Raw genomic sequence first — 17616 nt, 5'->3', positions numbered from 1 at the left:
TAATTGCAGCTAAAATTAAAACTAGAAACCAACAAATTTTACACTAAATTGTTAACACTAAAAACTCCCCTTTTAAAGGTTTTAACTCTTGCATTAATTTTTGAATCAAACTTGAGCCATACTCCAAATAAAACTCGGAGAAATTCATGTTTCGCTCTTGTAAACTTTGACCAGGAAATAGAATATCTTGAATCTCAGTGATACGATTTAAATGATCACTTAATTTTCGCTTTTGTGCCTTTAACAAGCGCTTCTCAAGGTGTTCCAATCCTTTGATTTGCTTCCGTTCTTGTGCTGCAACAGCTCCTTTAAACGATTTATCGGTTTGTTCTGAAAGCCTATACAACTCTTCAAACTGTTGCTTTAAATGTGCTTTTTGAGATGAAAAATTGATGTCTACCTCCGAAATTTGCTCTGTGACTTTTGTTTTTAAATCATGCTGTGATAAGAATAAATCTTTAACCGAAACATTCAAATTTTCCAGTTTGTCTTTTTGTTTATCTGTAAGTAATAACACCGAATTCCGAAGCAATAACATCGGAAACACAATATCGTGCTTTTTAAAATTAGCTCTGAGTTGTAACCAATACGCCAACTCACCTCCTCCTCCTATATAACAGAGGTTAGGCAAAACAACTTCTTGATATAAAGGACGTAAAATAACATTCGGACTAAAGCTCTCTGGTGACTCATCGAGGTGTTCTAACAGTTCACTTTTACTCCAATTAATATCAGTATTGAGAACTTGATATCGACCCTCTGTCTCAATAATACGTTCCCTAACACCATTGTTGATATAAAACAAATTGATGGCTCGAGGATTTACCTGAATCTTATAATTACCGTCTAGATCATTTAATTTCTCATTGGCTTGAGATACCATTTCAAATGATGTTTGATTTACCAATTCTCGCTCGACATAAGGAACAAACAAACGCTTTAAGTCGCTATCATTTCCATCAACGATTACCAATCCATATGAACCAAATAACGTATTTACTAAATAACGCATTGCATCGGTTAAACTTTGATGTTCTAAGTAAGCATTTTGAAATAACGCTTTGAGTTCTTCAGCATTAGTTGTTGAATTCAACTGACTAGAAAATGCTTCAAACACCTGATCTAATCCGTCCAGTTGTAATTCTCCAACAGCTCCAGAGGTTTCACGATTCCATTGTACTTTTTGCCCTCTATAATTGAAATAATTAATCTCTTCAAAATCATGATCCTCAGTAGCCATCCAATAGACAGGAACAAAATGTTGCTCTGGATATGTAGCTTTCAATTGCTTACACAAATTAATAGTAGATACAATTTTATAGAAAAAATAAAGTGGCCCTGTAAATAAGTTAAGCTGATGACCTGTAGTAATCGTAAACGCATTTCTATCGCTTAATGCCTCAATATGTTGCGATGTTGCTTCAGAAATAGTAACAGAACCATACTGTTTTTTAAGAGATTGAACTAAAATCGCTCTTGTTTCAGAATTAAAGGATTCTTGCTTCTCGGCAATTTGATCTTTAAAGTTTTCAAGTTTTGGAAAACGATTATAAAACGACTTTAAATGGGATTTTTCATCTAAATAATCACAAATTAATGAAGAAAAATAGTTCGTCTCTCTAAACGGAATACAATCTGTTGGCATAGTTATGGTTCAATTCTCGCGTAAAGATAAGCTTCTTCACTTTTTTTAAGTCCTAAATTTTAGTTAATTCAATGGCACTTCATATCTTTACTCATTATCACAACTAAATTAGTTTATATTTCATGAATAGATCACTTTCTCTATTAGTTGCATTTGTAGTATCAATAGCTGCAACTGCACAAACACTTCAGTCGCCTTCACAATTTTTAGGTTATGATTTAGGAACACAATTTTCACGACATCATCAAGTAATCGATTATTTTAAACATGTAGAAACACAAAAACCACTTCAGGTCAAACTAGAAAAGTATGGTGAAACCAATGAAAGACGACCATTAATGTTGGCATTTGTATCTTCAGAAGACAACCTCAAAAATCTAGAGAACATTAGAGAGAATAATCTTAAAAATGCAGGTATATTAGAAGGTACAGCAGCATCAACTAACATTGCTATTGTATGGTTGAGCTATAATGTACACGGAAATGAAGCCTCAAGTACCGAAGCTTCGATGAGTACCATTTATAAGTTGCTTACTGAAAAACAAGACTATCTAAAAAACACAGTGGTTATTTTAGATCCATGTATTAACCCTGATGGTAGAGATCGTTATGTGAATTGGTATAATGAAACTGCTAGTGCGCCTTATGACATAGACCAACAGGCTAGTGAGCATCAAGAGCCTTGGCCTGGTGGACGACCAAACCATTATCTCTTTGACCTTAATAGAGATTGGGCTTGGGCAACACAAGTTGAATCGGCTTCACGACTAAAAGCATACAATAAATGGATGCCACATATTCATGTTGATTTTCATGAACAGGGTATTAATGAACCTTATTATTTTGCACCTGCAGCCGAGCCTTTTCATGAGGTAATTAGTGATTGGCAACGCGATTTTCAAACTCAAATAGGGAAAAATCACTCCAAGTACTTTGATGCTGAAGGTTGGTTGTATTTTACGAGAGAACGTTTTGATTTATTATATCCAAGTTATGGTGATACTTACCCAACCTATATGGGAGCTATTGGTATGACCTACGAACAAGGTGGTCATGGTCGTGCTGGATTAGGGATATTGAATGACGAAGGTGATGTTTTAACCTTGGTTGACCGATTAACACATCATACAGTAACTGGTTTATCTACTGTTGAAATATCTTCCAAAAATGCCGAAAAACTAAATGCAGAGTTTGCTAAATTCTTTGACAATAAAAACCTTAAATACAAAAGTTATGTATTACAAGGTGATACTGATAAAATTAACAGTTTAACTGCATTACTGGATAAGCATGAAATAAATTACGGTTTTGCTAAAGGCGGAAAAGTGAGTGGATATAATTACATAACGGCTAAGCAAGGACAAATGAATACCACAGCTAAGGATTTAGTAGTAAGCACAAATCAACCCAAAGGAAAAATGGTTAAGGTGTTATTCGAACCTAACACTAAATTAAGTGACTCTTTAACTTATGACATTACTGCATGGAGTGTTCCTTATGCTTATGGTTTAAATGCTGTTGCTAGCAGGAGTTTGGTGCAACCTGCTAACAATCCTACCAGAGAAATCATTCCTACTTCTTTAAAAAACTCTGGTGCTACTGGTTATGTTGTAGAATGGGGTAACATGCAAGACGCTCAGTTCTTAGCAGAATTACTAAAAAACGGTATTAGAGTACGCTTTACTGAAAAACCTTTTACCACTCAAGGAAAAACCTATGATAGAGGTTCGCTAATTATTGTAAGAGGTGATAATAAAAAAATGGATGATTTTGATGATCGATTTGCTGCCATTGCCTTTTCGCATAGACGAACTTTTGATGCTATTTCTTCTGGGTTTTCAACGTCTGGGCCAGATTTTGGATCTCCAGATATCAAATTAGTAAATCCGCCAAAAATTGCAATGCTCTCTGGAGACTACACGTCATCATTAAGTTATGGAGAACTATGGCACTTTTTTGAACAACAACTACAGTATCCAGTAACCTCTATTAATACAGATGATTTAAGTAGTGTTAATTTATCAAAATTCAATGTATTGATTATGCCAAATGGTTATTATGGAGGCTTATTAAATGATAATCTAATTGATAAATTGAAAACGTGGATGCGTTCTGGAGGAAAACTAATCGCTATTGATGGTGCTTTAAATAGCTTTGCCGACAAAGAAGGGTTTGGTTTAAAAAGAAATAAGCCTGAAAACACAGACTCTGAAGAAGATAAAGAGAAAACCAAACGCATAAAATATGCAGACCGAGAGCGTGATTACACCAAAAACCTTATCACAGGAGCCATTTTTAATACTGATGTAGACAACACTCATCCGATGGCTTTTGGTTATGGCGATAACTACTTCACTCTAAAGTTAGGGAGCTCATCATATAGTTTGTTAGATAATGGCTATAATGTGGCTTACCTCGGAAAGAATCCAAAAAATGTATCTGGTTATGCAGGTAAAGATGCTTTAAAAAAACTTGATAATTCGTTGATATTTGGAGAACAACGCATGGGGAGTGGGAGTATTATTTATATGGTAGACAATGTGATGTTTAGAAGCTTTTGGGAAAACGGAAAGCTCTTTTTCGTCAACTCAATTTTCTTTGTAAATAACAACTTAGTAGAGCTTTAAATCTTGAGATAAAAACCCATAAAAAAAAGCTCAAGATTCATTCTTGAGCTTTTTTATTTTCTATAAGATAATTACATACGTTCTGGAACATCAATACCAAGCAAGCCAAACGCATTTTTTATCACATTAGCCACAGCCTTAGACAACTGCACTCTAAATACTTTTTCGGTATCGGTATCTGCTCCTAAAATGGATACATTTTGATAGAATGAATTGAACTCTTTAACCAAATCGTAAGTATAGTTTGCAATAAGCGCAGGACTGTAATGGTCTGCTGCATTCTGAACTACCTCTGGGAACAACTCTAATTGCTTAAGTAATTCTTTCTCCTTAGTATGCAGTTCTAATTCTGAAATATCTACTGCATAATTTGTAGATTCTGCTTTTCTCAAAATAGATTGTATTCTAGCATAGGTATATTGTATGAATGGTCCCGTATTCCCTTGAAAATCGATAGATTCTTTTGGATCAAATAAAATACGTTTTCTAGGATCTACTTTTAAAATGAAATATTTTAAAGCGCCTAAACCAATCGTTTTGTAGAGCGCTTTTTTTTCTTCTTCAGAATAGCCATCAAGTTTCCCTAATTCTTCTGAGATTTCACCAGCGGTTTGTGCCATTTCAATAACTAGGTCATCGGCATCAACAACGGTTCCTTCTCTACTCTTCATTTTTCCTGAAGGAAGATCAACCATCCCATAGCTCAAATGATATAAATTTTCAGCCCAATCAAAACCAAGTTTTTTAATGATTAAGAATAAGACTTGAAAGTGATACTCTTGTTCGTTTCCAACCGTATACACCATACCACCAATATCTGGAAAATCTTTAACACGCTGGATTGCCGTTCCGATATCTTGGGTCATATAGACTGCTGTTCCATCGCTACGTAACACAATCTTTTCGTCAAGGCCTTCTTCGGTAAGATCACACCATACAGAACCGTCTTCTTTTTTAAAAAAGACATCTGTTTTTAAACCTTCAGCAATAAACTCCTTTCCTAATAAATAGGTTTGACTTTCATAATATAAGGTATCAAAATCAACACCTATATTTTTATAAGTGATATCAAAACCTTCATAAACCCAACCATTCATCGTTGTCCACAAAGCTACAACGTCTTCATCTCCAGATTCCCACTTACGAAGCATGTCTTGAGCTTCTAAAAGTATTGGCGCATTTTTCTTAGCGTCTTCTTCTGTTTGTCCTTCAGAAATTAATGTTTTAATCTCTTTCTTATACTCTTGATCAAACTTAACGTAGTAATTTCCAACTAACTTATCTCCTTTTAAACCTGATGATTCTGGAGTTTCTCCATTTCCAAAACGCTTCCATGCCAACATACTTTTACAAATATGAATCCCTCTGTCATTAATGATTTGAGTTTTATAAACTTTCTTCCCTGACGCTTTAAGAATTTCAGCAACACTATAGCCCAAGATTACATTTCTAATATGACCTAAATGCAAAGGCTTATTTGTATTGGGTGAAGAATACTCTACCATTACCGCTTTATCCTTAGAATTTGGCTCTGCAAAGCCATAAGACATATTCTCTTTAATCTCATTGAAAAAAGCCATGTAATAGGCATCACTAATTTCTATATTCAAAAACCCTTTAACCACGTTAAATGCTTTTACTTCTTTGACATTCTCAACCAAGTATTGTCCAATTTGTTCTCCAATTTGAACAGGGTTTCCTTTAACGATCCTCAACATTGGAAACACAACTACAGTAATATCTCCAGCAAACTCCTTACGAGTTGCCTGAAATTCTACAGATTCTAATTCAGCATTGAAAACAGATTTCACAGCCTGTTTTACAGTGTTTGATAAGGTCTCTTGAAGATTCATTTTGCGTTTATTTAATAAGTCAGCAAAGATAGTTTTTTTATTAAAAATTAGAGAAGACAGGATGCTTTTATTGATTTAAGGATAAATCCTTGTAATTATTAAATTTCGCGATATTCAATACAAAGATAGTTTAGACTAAAAAAAGAAATAATTTAAAATCACTTAACATGCTGACAGTAAAGTGATTATGCGATATGATTCACAATCTTGCATTTCATCGATAAAAGTGTCGTTTTTCTATGTTTTTTGCCGTTAATCTATTCGTCGATGTTTTTATAATTTTCGTAATTCACTTTAACTAATTTATAGGCATTAAAACCTAAAAATTAGGGTTTCAGAACCTTTTTATTCATTTTTGATATTGCTATTAATCAAAGTCCCAAACGTTGATGAAACTTAATAATCAATCTTTGTTGAGATTGACACTATTATTTAAACACCCAAACTATCCAACCCTAAAGGAAGTTTTGTGTAAAAATAATTTTGCAATTATAACTCTAGCTAAACGATGAAGCAGTTAATTACATTAGCTGTTTTATGTTCTTCGTTCTTTTGTTTTTCACAAACAAACGAGATCGACAGTTTGACTGTGCACTTATCTTTTCAAAAGCAAGATTCATCCAAAGTTGATACTTCTTTACGTTTAATAAAAGCGCTTTACCAAGCAAAAAGCTACAAAAAGGCACTTACCTATATTGATAATACAGAACGTTTATCAAAATTTCTAAATCATACTAAAGGCATAGCTGATGTTAATTACTATAAAGCATTAATATATGCGCAAAGAGACGATTATTACAATGCTATAGATGGTTATAACCGTTCTAAACGCTACTATATACAATTAGGAGATACACTAGGTATAGCTAAAGTTAATAACAGCATTGGCTTAATAGAAATAAAACGAGGTAATTATACAGTAGGTCTAGAAAATTCATTATCAGCTATTCAAACCTTTGAATCAAGAAACCTGAGGAACGAATTGAGTTCGGCTTATAACAACTTAGCAGAAGCTTACTATAATACAAAGCAAGTAGACAAATCACTTGAGTTTAATATTAAGGCACTAAATGTAAGAGAACAGCTAAGAGACAGCATAGGAATTAAAACCTCTACGCGAAATATTGCCTTGTTATATTCTGAAAGAAAAGAGCACAGAAAAGCCATAGAATATTACGAAAAAGTTTTAAAACTTTTAAACCCAATAACTGACAAGAAACTCAAAGGTGAAATTTTGCCACGAATTGGCGCAGAGTATCTACAATTTAAAGATTACGACAAAGCCGCTGAATATCTAGTTGAAGGTTTGAAGTTTAATAGAAAAAACAACAATGAAGATGGGATTCTAAGAGCATTGAATGCTGTAGGAGAGTTGAATATTGAGCAAAATAATTACAGAACTGCACAAGCTCAAATAGATGAAGCCTATTCTATTGCCACAAAAATCAATAATAAGCCCGAACTTCTAAAAAACTACAGATTACATAAGGAATTAGACTCTATTAATGGTAAGTTTCAAAATGCTTTTTTCTGGCAAGGAAAATATTTCACTTTAAAAAGTGAACTAGATAGAGAAAATCAACCTAAAATTCCAGTCATTACTAAACCTATTGAGGTCAAACCTCTTATTGAGAATCAAGACGACTTTGATACTATAGCAAAGCAGGAGCAACAAAAAAAGGACGCTATTTTAGAAAAACGACTAAAAGCAATTTCGTATATATTGGGTGCAGCGTTTTTAATTGTCTCAACTATTCTTTTGTTGATTTACCTAAAACGAAAAAATACGCTGAAGTTTAATCGAGAACTTCGTGAAAAGAATACACAAATTAAACTTCAGAATGAAGAGTTATCAAAAAAAACAAGTCATCTTGAAGAAGTTAATAATGTTAAAGACCGACTTTTTTCTATCGTATCCCACGATTTAAAAGATTCTATTTCATCAATAAAAGGCTTTATCGATCTCCTCAAGGAAGATGGTATATCTCGTGAAGAATTTTATGATTTAGTACCAGAGCTTAGTGAAAATGCCGATAGCGCATCACAATTACTTTATAACCTGCTGAACTGGTCAAAATCTCAAATGCAAAATCTAGAACCAAAACCTGAGTTATTTAATATTCAGGAAGTGTTTCAAAACAAAATGGCTTTGGTTGAACATAAAGTCGAACAAAAACGTATTGTTCTTATAGACGAATCTCATAGAGATTTCATTTATGCTGATAAAAGCATGATCGAGATTGTAATCCAAAATCTTATCACAAATGCCGTGAAATTCACACGAGTAGGTGATGTGATTACGGTATCAAACAGTGATCATAATGGAAAGAGCTTAATTTGCGTTGAAGATACTGGTGTTGGGATCTCTAGAGAAAATGTTGATAAATTATTTCAAAATGGTACGTTTAGCACTCGAGGAACAAGTAACGAAAAAGGAACTGGATTGGGCTTAACTATTTGTAAAGAATTAGTAGAACTCAACAATGGTAGAATTTGGGTAGAAAGCACGCTTAATGTTGGCACAAAATTCTATGTAGAACTTCCAAAAGTTAAACCAGCAGAGTAATTATTTTTTGGTATCTTCCCAAAAAATAAATCAATCATGACGCGATATTTACTTATCATTTTTGCAGTAAGCTTAATGTTTAGTTGCAAGGATAACAAACCAAACTCACAAGAAGAAACCAAACCAGATCATTTACCAGAATTATTTTCATTAATGCAAGGCTCATATAATTCTGAGGTACAATCTCAGGTTGATTCGACCTACTATAATATCTCTCTTCACATGTATCCAATTTGGGAAGACAAAGGAAACTTTCTATATGTAGAACAAGCGCTAAATTCAACACAAGACAAACCATATAGACAACGTATTTATGAAGTGACGCAATTAAATGACAGTGTGTATAGTTCTGCTATTTATACCATTGAAAATGATTCGCTGTGGATCGGAAAATGGAAAACACCTAAGTCGTTTGATGCACTTACTATGGATAAGGTCACAAAAAAAGAAGGCTGTGAAGTTTTATTACAGCGTTTAGAGGCCAATTTATACAAAGGTGAAACAGGAGAAAAAACGTGTGAAAGCACACTATATGGAGCATCGTATGCTACTAGTGAGGTAGAAATCATGGAAGACAAAATCATCTCTTGGGATAGAGGTTTTGACGATAAAGGTGAACATATTTGGGGTGCAGAAAAAGGTGGTTATATCTTCATCAAACTTGATGATTAAACTTTAGGCAAAAACACCTCTGCCATCATACAGCGTGCACTTCCACCTCCACAAGTTTCAATGGTCTCCAAAGAACTAGATAAAATTGGACAGAATTTTTCTATATCAACTATTTGCTTTGGAGTTAAGCTATCATGAGCGGCCTTACTCATTACTAAATAGCGCTGGTCATTATGTCCTTTTACCTGCAACATATTACCAGCAAACCGATGCATTTGTGCCTCGGTAATATCTATGATTGATTTACCATCAGCCTTGAGATGTTTAATCACATTTTTTCGTTCTTTTTTATCATCAATACTATCTAAACAAATCACTGAAAACTTCTCAGCCAGACACATCATAACATTAGTATGATAAATAGGTAATCGCTTACCGTCAACAGTTTGATTGGCCGTAAATACGACCGGAGTATACTCAAAATCTTCACAAAACTCAATAAACAATTCTTCATCTGCTCTAGCAGATAATGCACAATATGCTTTAGAATTCACGCGATCAAGGAGCAAACTTCCTGTACCTTCTAGAAAGATACCTTCGTCTTCTGCACTTGTATAATCTATGATATTCTCAATTTTAAACCCTTCATTTTCTAAACGAATTAACACATCTTCACGTCGTTCTCTTCGTCTATTTTTGGCAAACATTGGAAATAAACCCACATCGCCATTTTCATGAAAACTAATCCAGTTATTAGGGAAGATGGAATCTGGTGTGTCTTGAGATTTGATGTCTTCTTCAACAATTACTGTAACACCAACAGCCCTTAATTTTTGTACAAAAGCGTCAAATTCTTCTTGTGCTTTTATATTTATTTCTGCATTCTTTAAATTTAATTCCTCTTGAAAATAATTATTTACGGCAGTTTCCTCATTCATCCTAAAATTTACAGGACGAATCATTAAAATTGTATTAGTAGTTTGTGACATTTCTAAAAATTAAAGTGCCGTAAAATTAAATAATTTTAATGTAGAATTCTACATTGCACTTTTATTATTTTGATTGACTTTTAACCAATCTATTGCGGCCTGTCTTTCTCTAAAAATTTTGATTTTCCAATTGTTATGTTTGTTGACATCCATAACTATTTGAGTTGCCATTTCAGCACTAAGACTATAAACCACTACAGCTCTAAAAGCAATGACATCGCTTAATTCACCCATAGCAACTTGAGCGTCAAACGTATAAGAATATGCATTTTCTTTATTAATTAAGAGGGAAATTGGTTTTTCGAAATGTGATTGTAATACTTTGCGGTAAATATTGACTATCGACTCATCAATAAGCACACCTTCGTTGATAATAACTTCAGCAATGCTAGGTTCTATAACTGAAATCTTTCCAAAGGGTAAAATAAAAACTTTCATTAACTATTAGTTTAGAGGGATAATCAAATTTAGATTAACTTTGAACTGTTTTTACGTGTCGTTGATAAAGAAATAAACAACATATTAACAATCATCTTTCATTTTAAAACTTTAGCATGAAAAAAATAATACCACTTCTTCTAATTCTAATGTCTTGTACTTCTGAAAAGAATAACCAAAGCAACAATTTTACTACAGTTTTTGAAACGTCCAATGGTTTACAAACTGCTACATATGAAGAAACCATTTCATTCTATAAAAGTTTAGCAGAAACTTATGATGAAATTGATATCACAGCAATAGGAAAAACAGATTCTGGTAAGCCGCTTCATATAGTCACTCTTAATCCTGACGCTGAATTTGATTACACAAAAATAAAAGAGAACAAACGTATTATTTTAATAAATAACGGAATTCATCCTGGCGAGTCTGATGGTATTGATGCAACAATGATGTTGTATCGTGACATTGTACAAGGCACCATTGATATGCCTACGGAAACAGTATTGGTAACCATTCCAATTTATAATGTCGGTGGAAGTTTAAATCGAAATTCTACTACAAGAACAAATCAAAATGGTCCTGAATCTTATGGGTTTAGAGGTAATGCACGTAACTTCGATCTCAATAGAGACTTTATTAAAACAGACACCAAAAATGCAAAAGCTTTTTCAGTAATTTTTAATTTAGTCCAGCCAGATGTATTTATCGATAATCATGTAAGTAATGGTGCAGATTATCAATACACACTAACACATTTATTTACGCAACACAACAAATTAGGAGGTCAACTTGGGACTTTTCTTCATACTCAAATGATGCCACAACTTGAAGAAAAGCTAACACAAAAAGATTGGGACATTACTCCGTATGTTAATGTTTTTAATAGAACACCTGAAAAGGGGTTTACACAGTTCATGGACTCACCAAGATACTCGACAGGTTACACTACCCTCTGGAACACATTGGGAATGATGGTAGAAACACACATGCTAAAACCTTACAAACAACGTGTTGAGGGCACTTATGAACTCATGAAAAGTATAATAGAAATTACCGAGACTGAAGGTAAAACCATTACTGAGTTACGTAGAAATGCATTGAGTGAACTCTTGGCAAAAAAAACATATCCATTACAATGGACTATTGATACAACTCAATCTTCAACATTACAATTTAAAGGGTATGAAGGTAAAATGATTGAAAGTGAAGTTACAGGAGCTCAGCGTCTAAAATATGATAGAACTCAGCCATTTACAAAAGATGTAACCTACAGAAATTATATGACACCGACTTTAGAAGTTGATATTCCTAAATCCTATATCATTCCTCAAGGTTGGTGGAATGTTATTAATCGCTTAGAACTAAATAATATTGTCATGCATCAATTTGATCGCGATACAGTATTAAATGTCACCTCCTATAAGATCAAAAATTATGACACCAGAAAACAAGTTTATGAAGGCCACTATCCACATTATAACATTGAACTTGAAGCAAAGGAAGAACAGGTTAAATTCTTAAAAGGTGATTACTTGATAAATACCAATCAACGTGGTTTTAGATACCTGATTGAAACCTTAGAACCTCAAGGAGTTGATTCATTTTTTAGTTGGAACTTTTTCGATACCATTTTACAACAAAAGGAAGGTTTTTCTCCATATGTATGGGAAGATAAAGCCCAAGAATTACTGTCCAGGCATCCAAAACTAAAGATAGATTTTAATCTTAAAAAAACCTACGATGAAGATTTTTCAAATAACTGGTATGCTCAATTGGATTGGATCCATAAACAAAGTGTGTATTATGAGAAAGCACATTTACAGTATCCGGTTTATCGTTTAGAATAAAACACACTTACAACAGCAACTTAATATTGGCATAGCTATTTTTTAAAGCTTCAATGCTCTCATCTTGGCTTAACCAATTTACTTTTGTGATGCCTTCTTTTTCTTGAGGATATAATTTTCCGTTGAAGGAGGTTTTCATCTCAAACCAATAGGTGATTTTAATCTTATGCTTTCCGTTCCGTTTAAAAATATGATAGGTTGTTGGAAGTGGTTTTGTAATTTTTAATCCTGTAACTCCAGTTTCTTCTTTAACTTCTCTAATTGCAGTAGTCTCTATGGTTTCTTTGCCTTCAGTTTTACCTTTAGGCAAATCCCATTTATCATTTCGATAAATAAACAAAATGTGTCCGCTCTCATTGTAAACCTTCCCTCCTCCTGCTATGACATTGGGTAAAAGTTTTAGGAACTTTTTTAAAAGTTTAGACTCAATATCTCCAATAAGCCTTACCTCTTTTAGAGATGTAGAGTTAAGTTCTTTGATTACTTTGCCAATATTTACCTTAGATAGAAGATAATTTTTAAAACCATTTTCTTCCTCAACTTTAGTGGTTAAAATAATTGGCTTGTCATTAACAAAAACTTGATACATGTTTTAGTTTTGTGAGTTTTCCAAAAAGTAAAAATATCATTTTTAAATAGACATGCGTTAATTTTAAGGTTAATTTTATTTAGAATTTTGAAATCTACTATTATTAAAATTGTGTAGTTTTGCAACATGATTTTTGATAAAGAAACTGCTAAACAGACTGCCGAAGTTTTATTACAAATAAATGCAATAAAACTACAACCCAATGAACCTTTTACTTGGGCCTCTGGCTGGACATCACCAATATATTGTGATAATAGAATTGTACTATCATTTCCTCCTATAAGGAACTACATACGAGAAACCATGGCTAAGCACATCGAAGCTCATTACGGCAAAGTAGATGTTATTGCTGGTGTTGCAACTGGTGCAATAGGAATTGGGATTTTAGTTGCTGAATATTTAGGTCTTCCTTTTGTTTATGTGAGACCAGAAGCAAAATCTCATGGACGACAAAATCAAATTGAAGGTTATATTGAATCTGGACAAAATGTTGTTGTCATTGAAGATTTAATTAGTACTGGAAAAAGCAGCCTTAATGCCGTAAAAGCCTTAGAAGAAGCCAACATTAAAGTGAAAGGAATGGTTGCGATTTTTTCTTACGGATTTGAAGTCGCTAAGAAAAATTTTGAAACAGCAGAAGTTGAGCTTTATACATTGAGTAACTATGAAAATCTTTTAGAACAAGCACTTGAGACCATGTATATAAATAGTAAAGAACAAGAAGTTTTGGCACATTGGAATGAAAATCCTAGTGAATGGAACGCTATTTGATTATTGGTAAAGAGTTATAAATAAATACAATAAACATATGAAATTAGAATCACCAAAAACTACTATAAATAAGTCGGCTCAAGAGACATTTGATTTTTTATCTGATGTAAAAAACTTTGAAAAATTAATGCCAGAAAACATAAGTAAGTTTGAGGTTTTGGAAGACGATAAATTTTTATTTGCTCTTAAAGGAATGCCTGAAATTGTATTGAAAAAGAAAGAAGCTATTGCTCCAAATAAGATAGTTTTAGGTGCAGCTGGTGGAAAACTGGATTTTTCACTTACAGGATTAATCTCTGAAATCAATGCAACTTCGAGTGAAGTTGAATTAGTTTTTGAAGGTGAATTCAATGCAATGATGGCTATGATGATCAAAGGGCCTATAAGTAAATTCATTGAAACATTAGCTGGTAATATGCCTGCTCAAGTCTAATATAATAGTTTTACTTCTTTAAGGTCAAATTCTTTTAAAATGTTATCCTCAAGAAGCACTTGTAGATGACCTGTATTTGAAACACCTTTTATAAAACCAGGAAACATTTCACCTTCAACATTTTCAAATGTTGAAGGTTTATTTTTTCTAAACAGTTCAGCTTCATAGAGTGCTTTTACATTCTCAAATTGTTGCCTTTTAAGCATCTCTATGATGGTCTTTAAATGCTTTATAACAGCTTGCAATACCTGATCTAAATCATAAAACACTCCAGATACCATTTGCATAGATGCTGCCTGAGGTAAATTCTCAAAATTAATCTGATTTACATTAAGACCAAAACCAATAATGGTAGCATTTAATTTATTATTTTTTATGACATTTTCGATTAAAACACCTGATATCTTTTTTTGGTCTGCCAAAATGTCGTTAGGCCACTTCACTTTTACTTGTTTAATTTGAAAGTTTTTTAACGTATTAGATATAGCCAAAGAAATAGCCATACTAATGTAAAAGCTATCTTCTACTGATAAAAAAGAAACATCAACAAACACACTAGCTATAAGGTTTTTTGACGGTTGAGAGTACCAAGTTGTACCCATTTGTCCACGACCATTAGTTTGAGATTCTGCTACGACCACTGTATAATCTTCTAAAACTTCTGCATTACTTAGCTGTCTTAAAAAAGTATTGGTGGAGTCGATGGCATTAAGTTTGATTATACGCATAGTAATGTGCTCAAAAAAATTATAATTTTCTTATGATGAATATCTGTTTATAAGAAGTAAAAAAATAATAACTTTGTACAAAATTAAATCAATTTAATGGCGAAAAAAAATACGAATCCAGATCAACTTATAAGTACTGTTATTGCTGGCATTGAAGATGTAAAAGGAAAAGAAATTACGATTTTAGATTTAAGAGAAATTGAAAATACAGTATGTGACTACTTTATTATTTGTGAAGGTACTTCTAATACGCAAGTAAACGCAATTGTAAATTCTATACAAAAAAAGGTAAGTAAAGAGCATAAAGATAATCCATGGCATGTAGAAGGAAGCGATAATGCAGAATGGGTATTAATGGATTATGTTAATATTGTTGTTCACGTTTTCCAAAAACATATTAGAGAATACTATGATATCGAGAGCCTTTGGGGAGATGCAATAACAACTCAAATCGAAACAAGTTACTAAAGAATATTAAATAAAAAACCACGATTGTGGTAATTATAGATGGCAAAAGACAATAAAAATTTAAATAAAAAACCAAAGTTCAGCCCATATTGGATCTACGGATTCGTCATTGCTGGAATTCTAGCAATTCAATTGTTTTCCGGTGGATTTGGTGGTTCTACAAGTAAAGACATCAATCCATCAGAATATTTTTCTTACATGGAAGATGGCGACGTTGAGAGGCTTCTCATTATAAATGATCGTGAAGCTCGTGTGTTTTTGACCAAAGAGGCTTTAAAAAAAGAAGTTCATAAAAAGGCAAAACCCAATAATATATTACCTTCAGTTACAGCACAACCTAACTATGTATTTGAATTTGGTCATTTAGAAATATTTCAAAAAAAGATTGATGCTATTAATGAAGCAGAGAACGGCATTTTTGTCCCTATCGATTATGATTCAGAAGAAAATACATTTGGTAATATTATATTCTCACTCCTTCCATTTATCTTAATCATAGGTGTATGGATCTTTATTATGAGACGTATGTCTGGAGGTTCTGGTGGTGGTGCTGGCGGGCAAATTTTCAACATAGGAAAATCGAAAGCTAAACTCTTTGATGAAAAGACAGATGTAAAAACTTCATTTAAAGACGTTGCAGGTTTAGAAGGTGCTAAAGAAGAAGTGCAAGAAATTGTTGACTTTCTCAAAAACCCTGAAAAATACACGTCTCTTGGAGGTAAAATACCAAAAGGAGCATTATTAGTTGGACAACCAGGAACAGGTAAAACCTTACTAGCTAAAGCTGTGGCTGGAGAAGCTAAAGTCCCTTTCTTTTCTTTATCAGGTTCTGATTTTGTTGAAATGTTTGTTGGTGTAGGTGCTTCACGTGTGAGAGATTTATTTAAACAAGCTAAAGAAAAATCGCCAGCAATCATTTTTATAGATGAGATCGATGCCATTGGTAGAGCTCGTGGAAAAAGTAATTTCTCAGGTTCTAATGATGAACGTGAAAACACATTGAATCAACTCCTGACAGAAATGGACGGCTTTGGAACCAACACTAATGTTATTGTATTGGCGGCTACCAATAGAGCCGATGTCCTCGATAAAGCATTAATGCGTGCTGGACGTTTTGATCGACAGATTTTTGTAGATCTTCCAGATGTGAGAGAACGTAAAGAAATTTTTGAGGTACACCTAAGACCTCTTAAACAAGCTGAAAAATTAGATATTGATTTTCTAGCTAAACAAACTCCAGGTTTTTCTGGTGCAGATATCGCGAATGTATGTAATGAAGCTGCTTTGATCGCTGCCCGTAATGGTAAAAAAGCTGTTGATAAACAAGACTTTTTAGATGCAGTTGACAGAATTGTAGGCGGTCTTGAGAAGAAAAATAAAATCGTTACCAAAGAAGAGAAAAAGGCAATTGCTTTTCATGAAGCCGGACATGCTACTGTAAGTTGGATGTTGGAGCATGCAGCTCCTCTAGTAAAGGTAACTATTGTTCCTCGAGGACAATCGTTGGGTGCTGCTTGGTATTTACCAGAAGAGCGTCTAATTGTTAGACCAAAGCAAATGTTAGATGAAATGTGTGCTGCACTTGGTGGTAGAGCTGCTGAAAAAGTAATTTTTAACGAAATTTCTACTGGTGCTTTAAGTGATCTTGAAAAAGTAACAAAACAAGCACGCGCTATGGTAACCGTTTATGGTCTAAGTAATAAAATTGGAAATTTAACCTATTATGATTCTTCTGGCCAAGAAACAGGTTTTACTAAACCTTATAGTGAGCAAACTGCAGAGTTAATCGATAAAGAGATTTCTGATATTGTAGAAGAGCAATATCAACGTGCAATTAATTTATTAGAACAACATAAAGATAAACTTACAGAGCTTGCTGAAGTTTTACTAGAAAAAGAAGTGATTTTTAAGGATAATCTCGAGAAAATATTTGGCGAACGTCCATTTCATAAAGAAATAGAGGAGCGAAAATTAAAGGCAAATTCTGAAGAAGAGGAATAAAATTCCAATCCGTAAATAATCTTATAAAAAACTTAAATTGACTCCC

Annotated in this window: 14 protein-coding genes; 8 read left to right on the top strand and 6 right to left on the bottom strand. The window is 33.2% G+C overall.

Features of this window, described 5'->3' with window-relative positions; genetic code table 11:
- Positions 1-43: 43 nt before the first annotated feature.
- Positions 44-1645, bottom strand: coding sequence for a bacillithiol biosynthesis cysteine-adding enzyme BshC (gene bshC / locus KWG70_RS15185; RefSeq protein WP_230936893.1), 1602 nt, complete (start codon positions 1643-1645; stop codon positions 44-46).
- Between the two features lie 122 nt (positions 1646-1767).
- Here bshC and KWG70_RS15180 point away from each other — a divergent pair, with 122 nt between their 5' ends.
- Positions 1768-4272 (top strand): M14 family metallopeptidase, encoded by a 2505-nt coding sequence (locus tag KWG70_RS15180; protein ID WP_230936892.1) that lies wholly within the window; start codon positions 1768-1770, stop codon positions 4270-4272.
- Positions 4273-4343: 71 nt separating this feature from the next.
- Here KWG70_RS15180 and argS read toward each other — a convergent pair whose 3' ends face one another.
- Complete coding sequence (argS, locus tag KWG70_RS15175; protein ID WP_230936891.1) at positions 4344-6125, bottom strand: arginine--tRNA ligase; 1782 nt, start codon at positions 6123-6125, stop codon at positions 4344-4346.
- Positions 6126-6633: 508 nt separating this feature from the next.
- Between argS and KWG70_RS15170 the strand changes: the two genes are divergently transcribed.
- Positions 6634-8691, top strand: coding sequence for a tetratricopeptide repeat-containing sensor histidine kinase (locus tag KWG70_RS15170; RefSeq protein ID WP_230936890.1), 2058 nt, complete (start codon positions 6634-6636; stop codon positions 8689-8691).
- 36 nt (positions 8692-8727) lie between these two features.
- Positions 8728-9363: a chromophore lyase CpcT/CpeT gene (locus KWG70_RS15165; RefSeq protein ID WP_230936889.1), complete on the top strand. Its 636-nt coding sequence runs from the start codon at positions 8728-8730 to the stop codon at positions 9361-9363.
- Here the strand turns inward: KWG70_RS15165 and ctlX are convergent.
- On the bottom strand, positions 9360-10292 hold the full coding sequence (gene ctlX / locus KWG70_RS15160; protein WP_230936888.1) for a citrulline utilization hydrolase CtlX: 933 nt from the start codon (positions 10290-10292) through the stop codon (positions 9360-9362). The genes KWG70_RS15165 and ctlX overlap by 4 nt on opposite strands.
- A gap of 48 nt (positions 10293-10340) precedes the next feature.
- Positions 10341-10730, bottom strand: coding sequence for a DUF7793 family protein (locus KWG70_RS15155; RefSeq protein WP_230936887.1), 390 nt, complete (start codon positions 10728-10730; stop codon positions 10341-10343).
- 116 nt (positions 10731-10846) lie between these two features.
- Between KWG70_RS15155 and KWG70_RS15150 the strand changes: the two genes are divergently transcribed.
- Positions 10847-12580: a M14 family metallopeptidase gene (locus KWG70_RS15150; RefSeq protein WP_230936886.1), complete on the top strand. Its 1734-nt coding sequence runs from the start codon at positions 10847-10849 to the stop codon at positions 12578-12580.
- A 7-nt stretch (positions 12581-12587) separates the two neighbouring features.
- Here KWG70_RS15150 and KWG70_RS15145 read toward each other — a convergent pair whose 3' ends face one another.
- Positions 12588-13169, bottom strand: a complete 582-nt coding sequence (locus KWG70_RS15145) for an NUDIX hydrolase (RefSeq protein WP_230936885.1) — start codon at positions 13167-13169, stop codon at positions 12588-12590.
- Between the two features lie 126 nt (positions 13170-13295).
- On the opposite strand from KWG70_RS15145, the gene pyrE reads away from it, so the two are divergent.
- Both pyrE and KWG70_RS15135 read left to right on the top strand, forming a co-directional pair.
- Complete coding sequence (gene pyrE / locus KWG70_RS15140) at positions 13296-13940, top strand: orotate phosphoribosyltransferase (protein ID WP_230936884.1); 645 nt, start codon at positions 13296-13298, stop codon at positions 13938-13940.
- 37 nt (positions 13941-13977) lie between these two features.
- Positions 13978-14373 (top strand): SRPBCC family protein, encoded by a 396-nt coding sequence (locus tag KWG70_RS15135; protein ID WP_230936883.1) that lies wholly within the window; start codon positions 13978-13980, stop codon positions 14371-14373.
- Here KWG70_RS15135 and KWG70_RS15130 read toward each other — a convergent pair.
- A complete protein-coding gene (locus KWG70_RS15130; RefSeq protein WP_230936882.1) occupies positions 14370-15101 on the bottom strand; it encodes a biotin--[acetyl-CoA-carboxylase] ligase in 732 nt (243 codons plus the stop codon). The genes KWG70_RS15135 and KWG70_RS15130 overlap by 4 nt on opposite strands.
- A 96-nt stretch (positions 15102-15197) precedes the next feature.
- Here KWG70_RS15130 and rsfS point away from each other — a divergent pair, with 96 nt between their 5' ends.
- Positions 15198-15569: a ribosome silencing factor gene (rsfS, locus tag KWG70_RS15125; RefSeq protein WP_230936881.1), complete on the top strand. Its 372-nt coding sequence runs from the start codon at positions 15198-15200 to the stop codon at positions 15567-15569.
- Positions 15570-15608: 39 nt separating this feature from the next.
- Positions 15609-17570: an ATP-dependent zinc metalloprotease FtsH gene (gene ftsH / locus KWG70_RS15120; RefSeq protein WP_230936880.1), complete on the top strand. Its 1962-nt coding sequence runs from the start codon at positions 15609-15611 to the stop codon at positions 17568-17570.
- Positions 17571-17616 lie beyond the last annotated feature (46 nt).

The sequence above is a fragment of the Psychroserpens luteolus genome (assembly GCF_021032705.1).
GTDB lineage: Bacteria > Bacteroidota > Bacteroidia > Flavobacteriales > Flavobacteriaceae > Psychroserpens > Psychroserpens luteolus.
The sequence above is the reverse complement of the archived record's forward strand: the minus strand, read 5'-3'. Positions and strand labels throughout refer to the sequence as shown.

Excerpts from the sequence above, each read along its gene's own strand:
- bshC (WP_230936893.1), bottom strand. The coding sequence starts at position 1,645 with ATGCCAACAGATTGTATTCCGTTTAGAGAGACGAACTATTTTTCTTCA.
- KWG70_RS15180 (WP_230936892.1), top strand. The coding sequence starts at position 1,768 with ATGAATAGATCACTTTCTCTATTAGTTGCATTTGTAGTATCAATAGCT.
- argS (WP_230936891.1), bottom strand. The coding sequence starts at position 6,125 with ATGAATCTTCAAGAGACCTTATCAAACACTGTAAAACAGGCTGTGAAA.
- KWG70_RS15170 (WP_230936890.1), top strand. The coding sequence starts at position 6,634 with ATGAAGCAGTTAATTACATTAGCTGTTTTATGTTCTTCGTTCTTTTGT.
- KWG70_RS15165 (WP_230936889.1), top strand. The coding sequence starts at position 8,728 with ATGACGCGATATTTACTTATCATTTTTGCAGTAAGCTTAATGTTTAGT.
- ctlX (WP_230936888.1), bottom strand. The coding sequence starts at position 10,292 with ATGTCACAAACTACTAATACAATTTTAATGATTCGTCCTGTAAATTTT.
- KWG70_RS15155 (WP_230936887.1), bottom strand. The coding sequence starts at position 10,730 with ATGAAAGTTTTTATTTTACCCTTTGGAAAGATTTCAGTTATAGAACCT.
- KWG70_RS15150 (WP_230936886.1), top strand. The coding sequence starts at position 10,847 with ATGAAAAAAATAATACCACTTCTTCTAATTCTAATGTCTTGTACTTCT.
- KWG70_RS15145 (WP_230936885.1), bottom strand. The coding sequence starts at position 13,169 with ATGTATCAAGTTTTTGTTAATGACAAGCCAATTATTTTAACCACTAAA.
- pyrE (WP_230936884.1), top strand. The coding sequence starts at position 13,296 with ATGATTTTTGATAAAGAAACTGCTAAACAGACTGCCGAAGTTTTATTA.
- KWG70_RS15135 (WP_230936883.1), top strand. The coding sequence starts at position 13,978 with ATGAAATTAGAATCACCAAAAACTACTATAAATAAGTCGGCTCAAGAG.
- KWG70_RS15130 (WP_230936882.1), bottom strand. The coding sequence starts at position 15,101 with ATGCGTATAATCAAACTTAATGCCATCGACTCCACCAATACTTTTTTA.
- rsfS (WP_230936881.1), top strand. The coding sequence starts at position 15,198 with ATGGCGAAAAAAAATACGAATCCAGATCAACTTATAAGTACTGTTATT.
- ftsH (WP_230936880.1), top strand. The coding sequence starts at position 15,609 with ATGGCAAAAGACAATAAAAATTTAAATAAAAAACCAAAGTTCAGCCCA.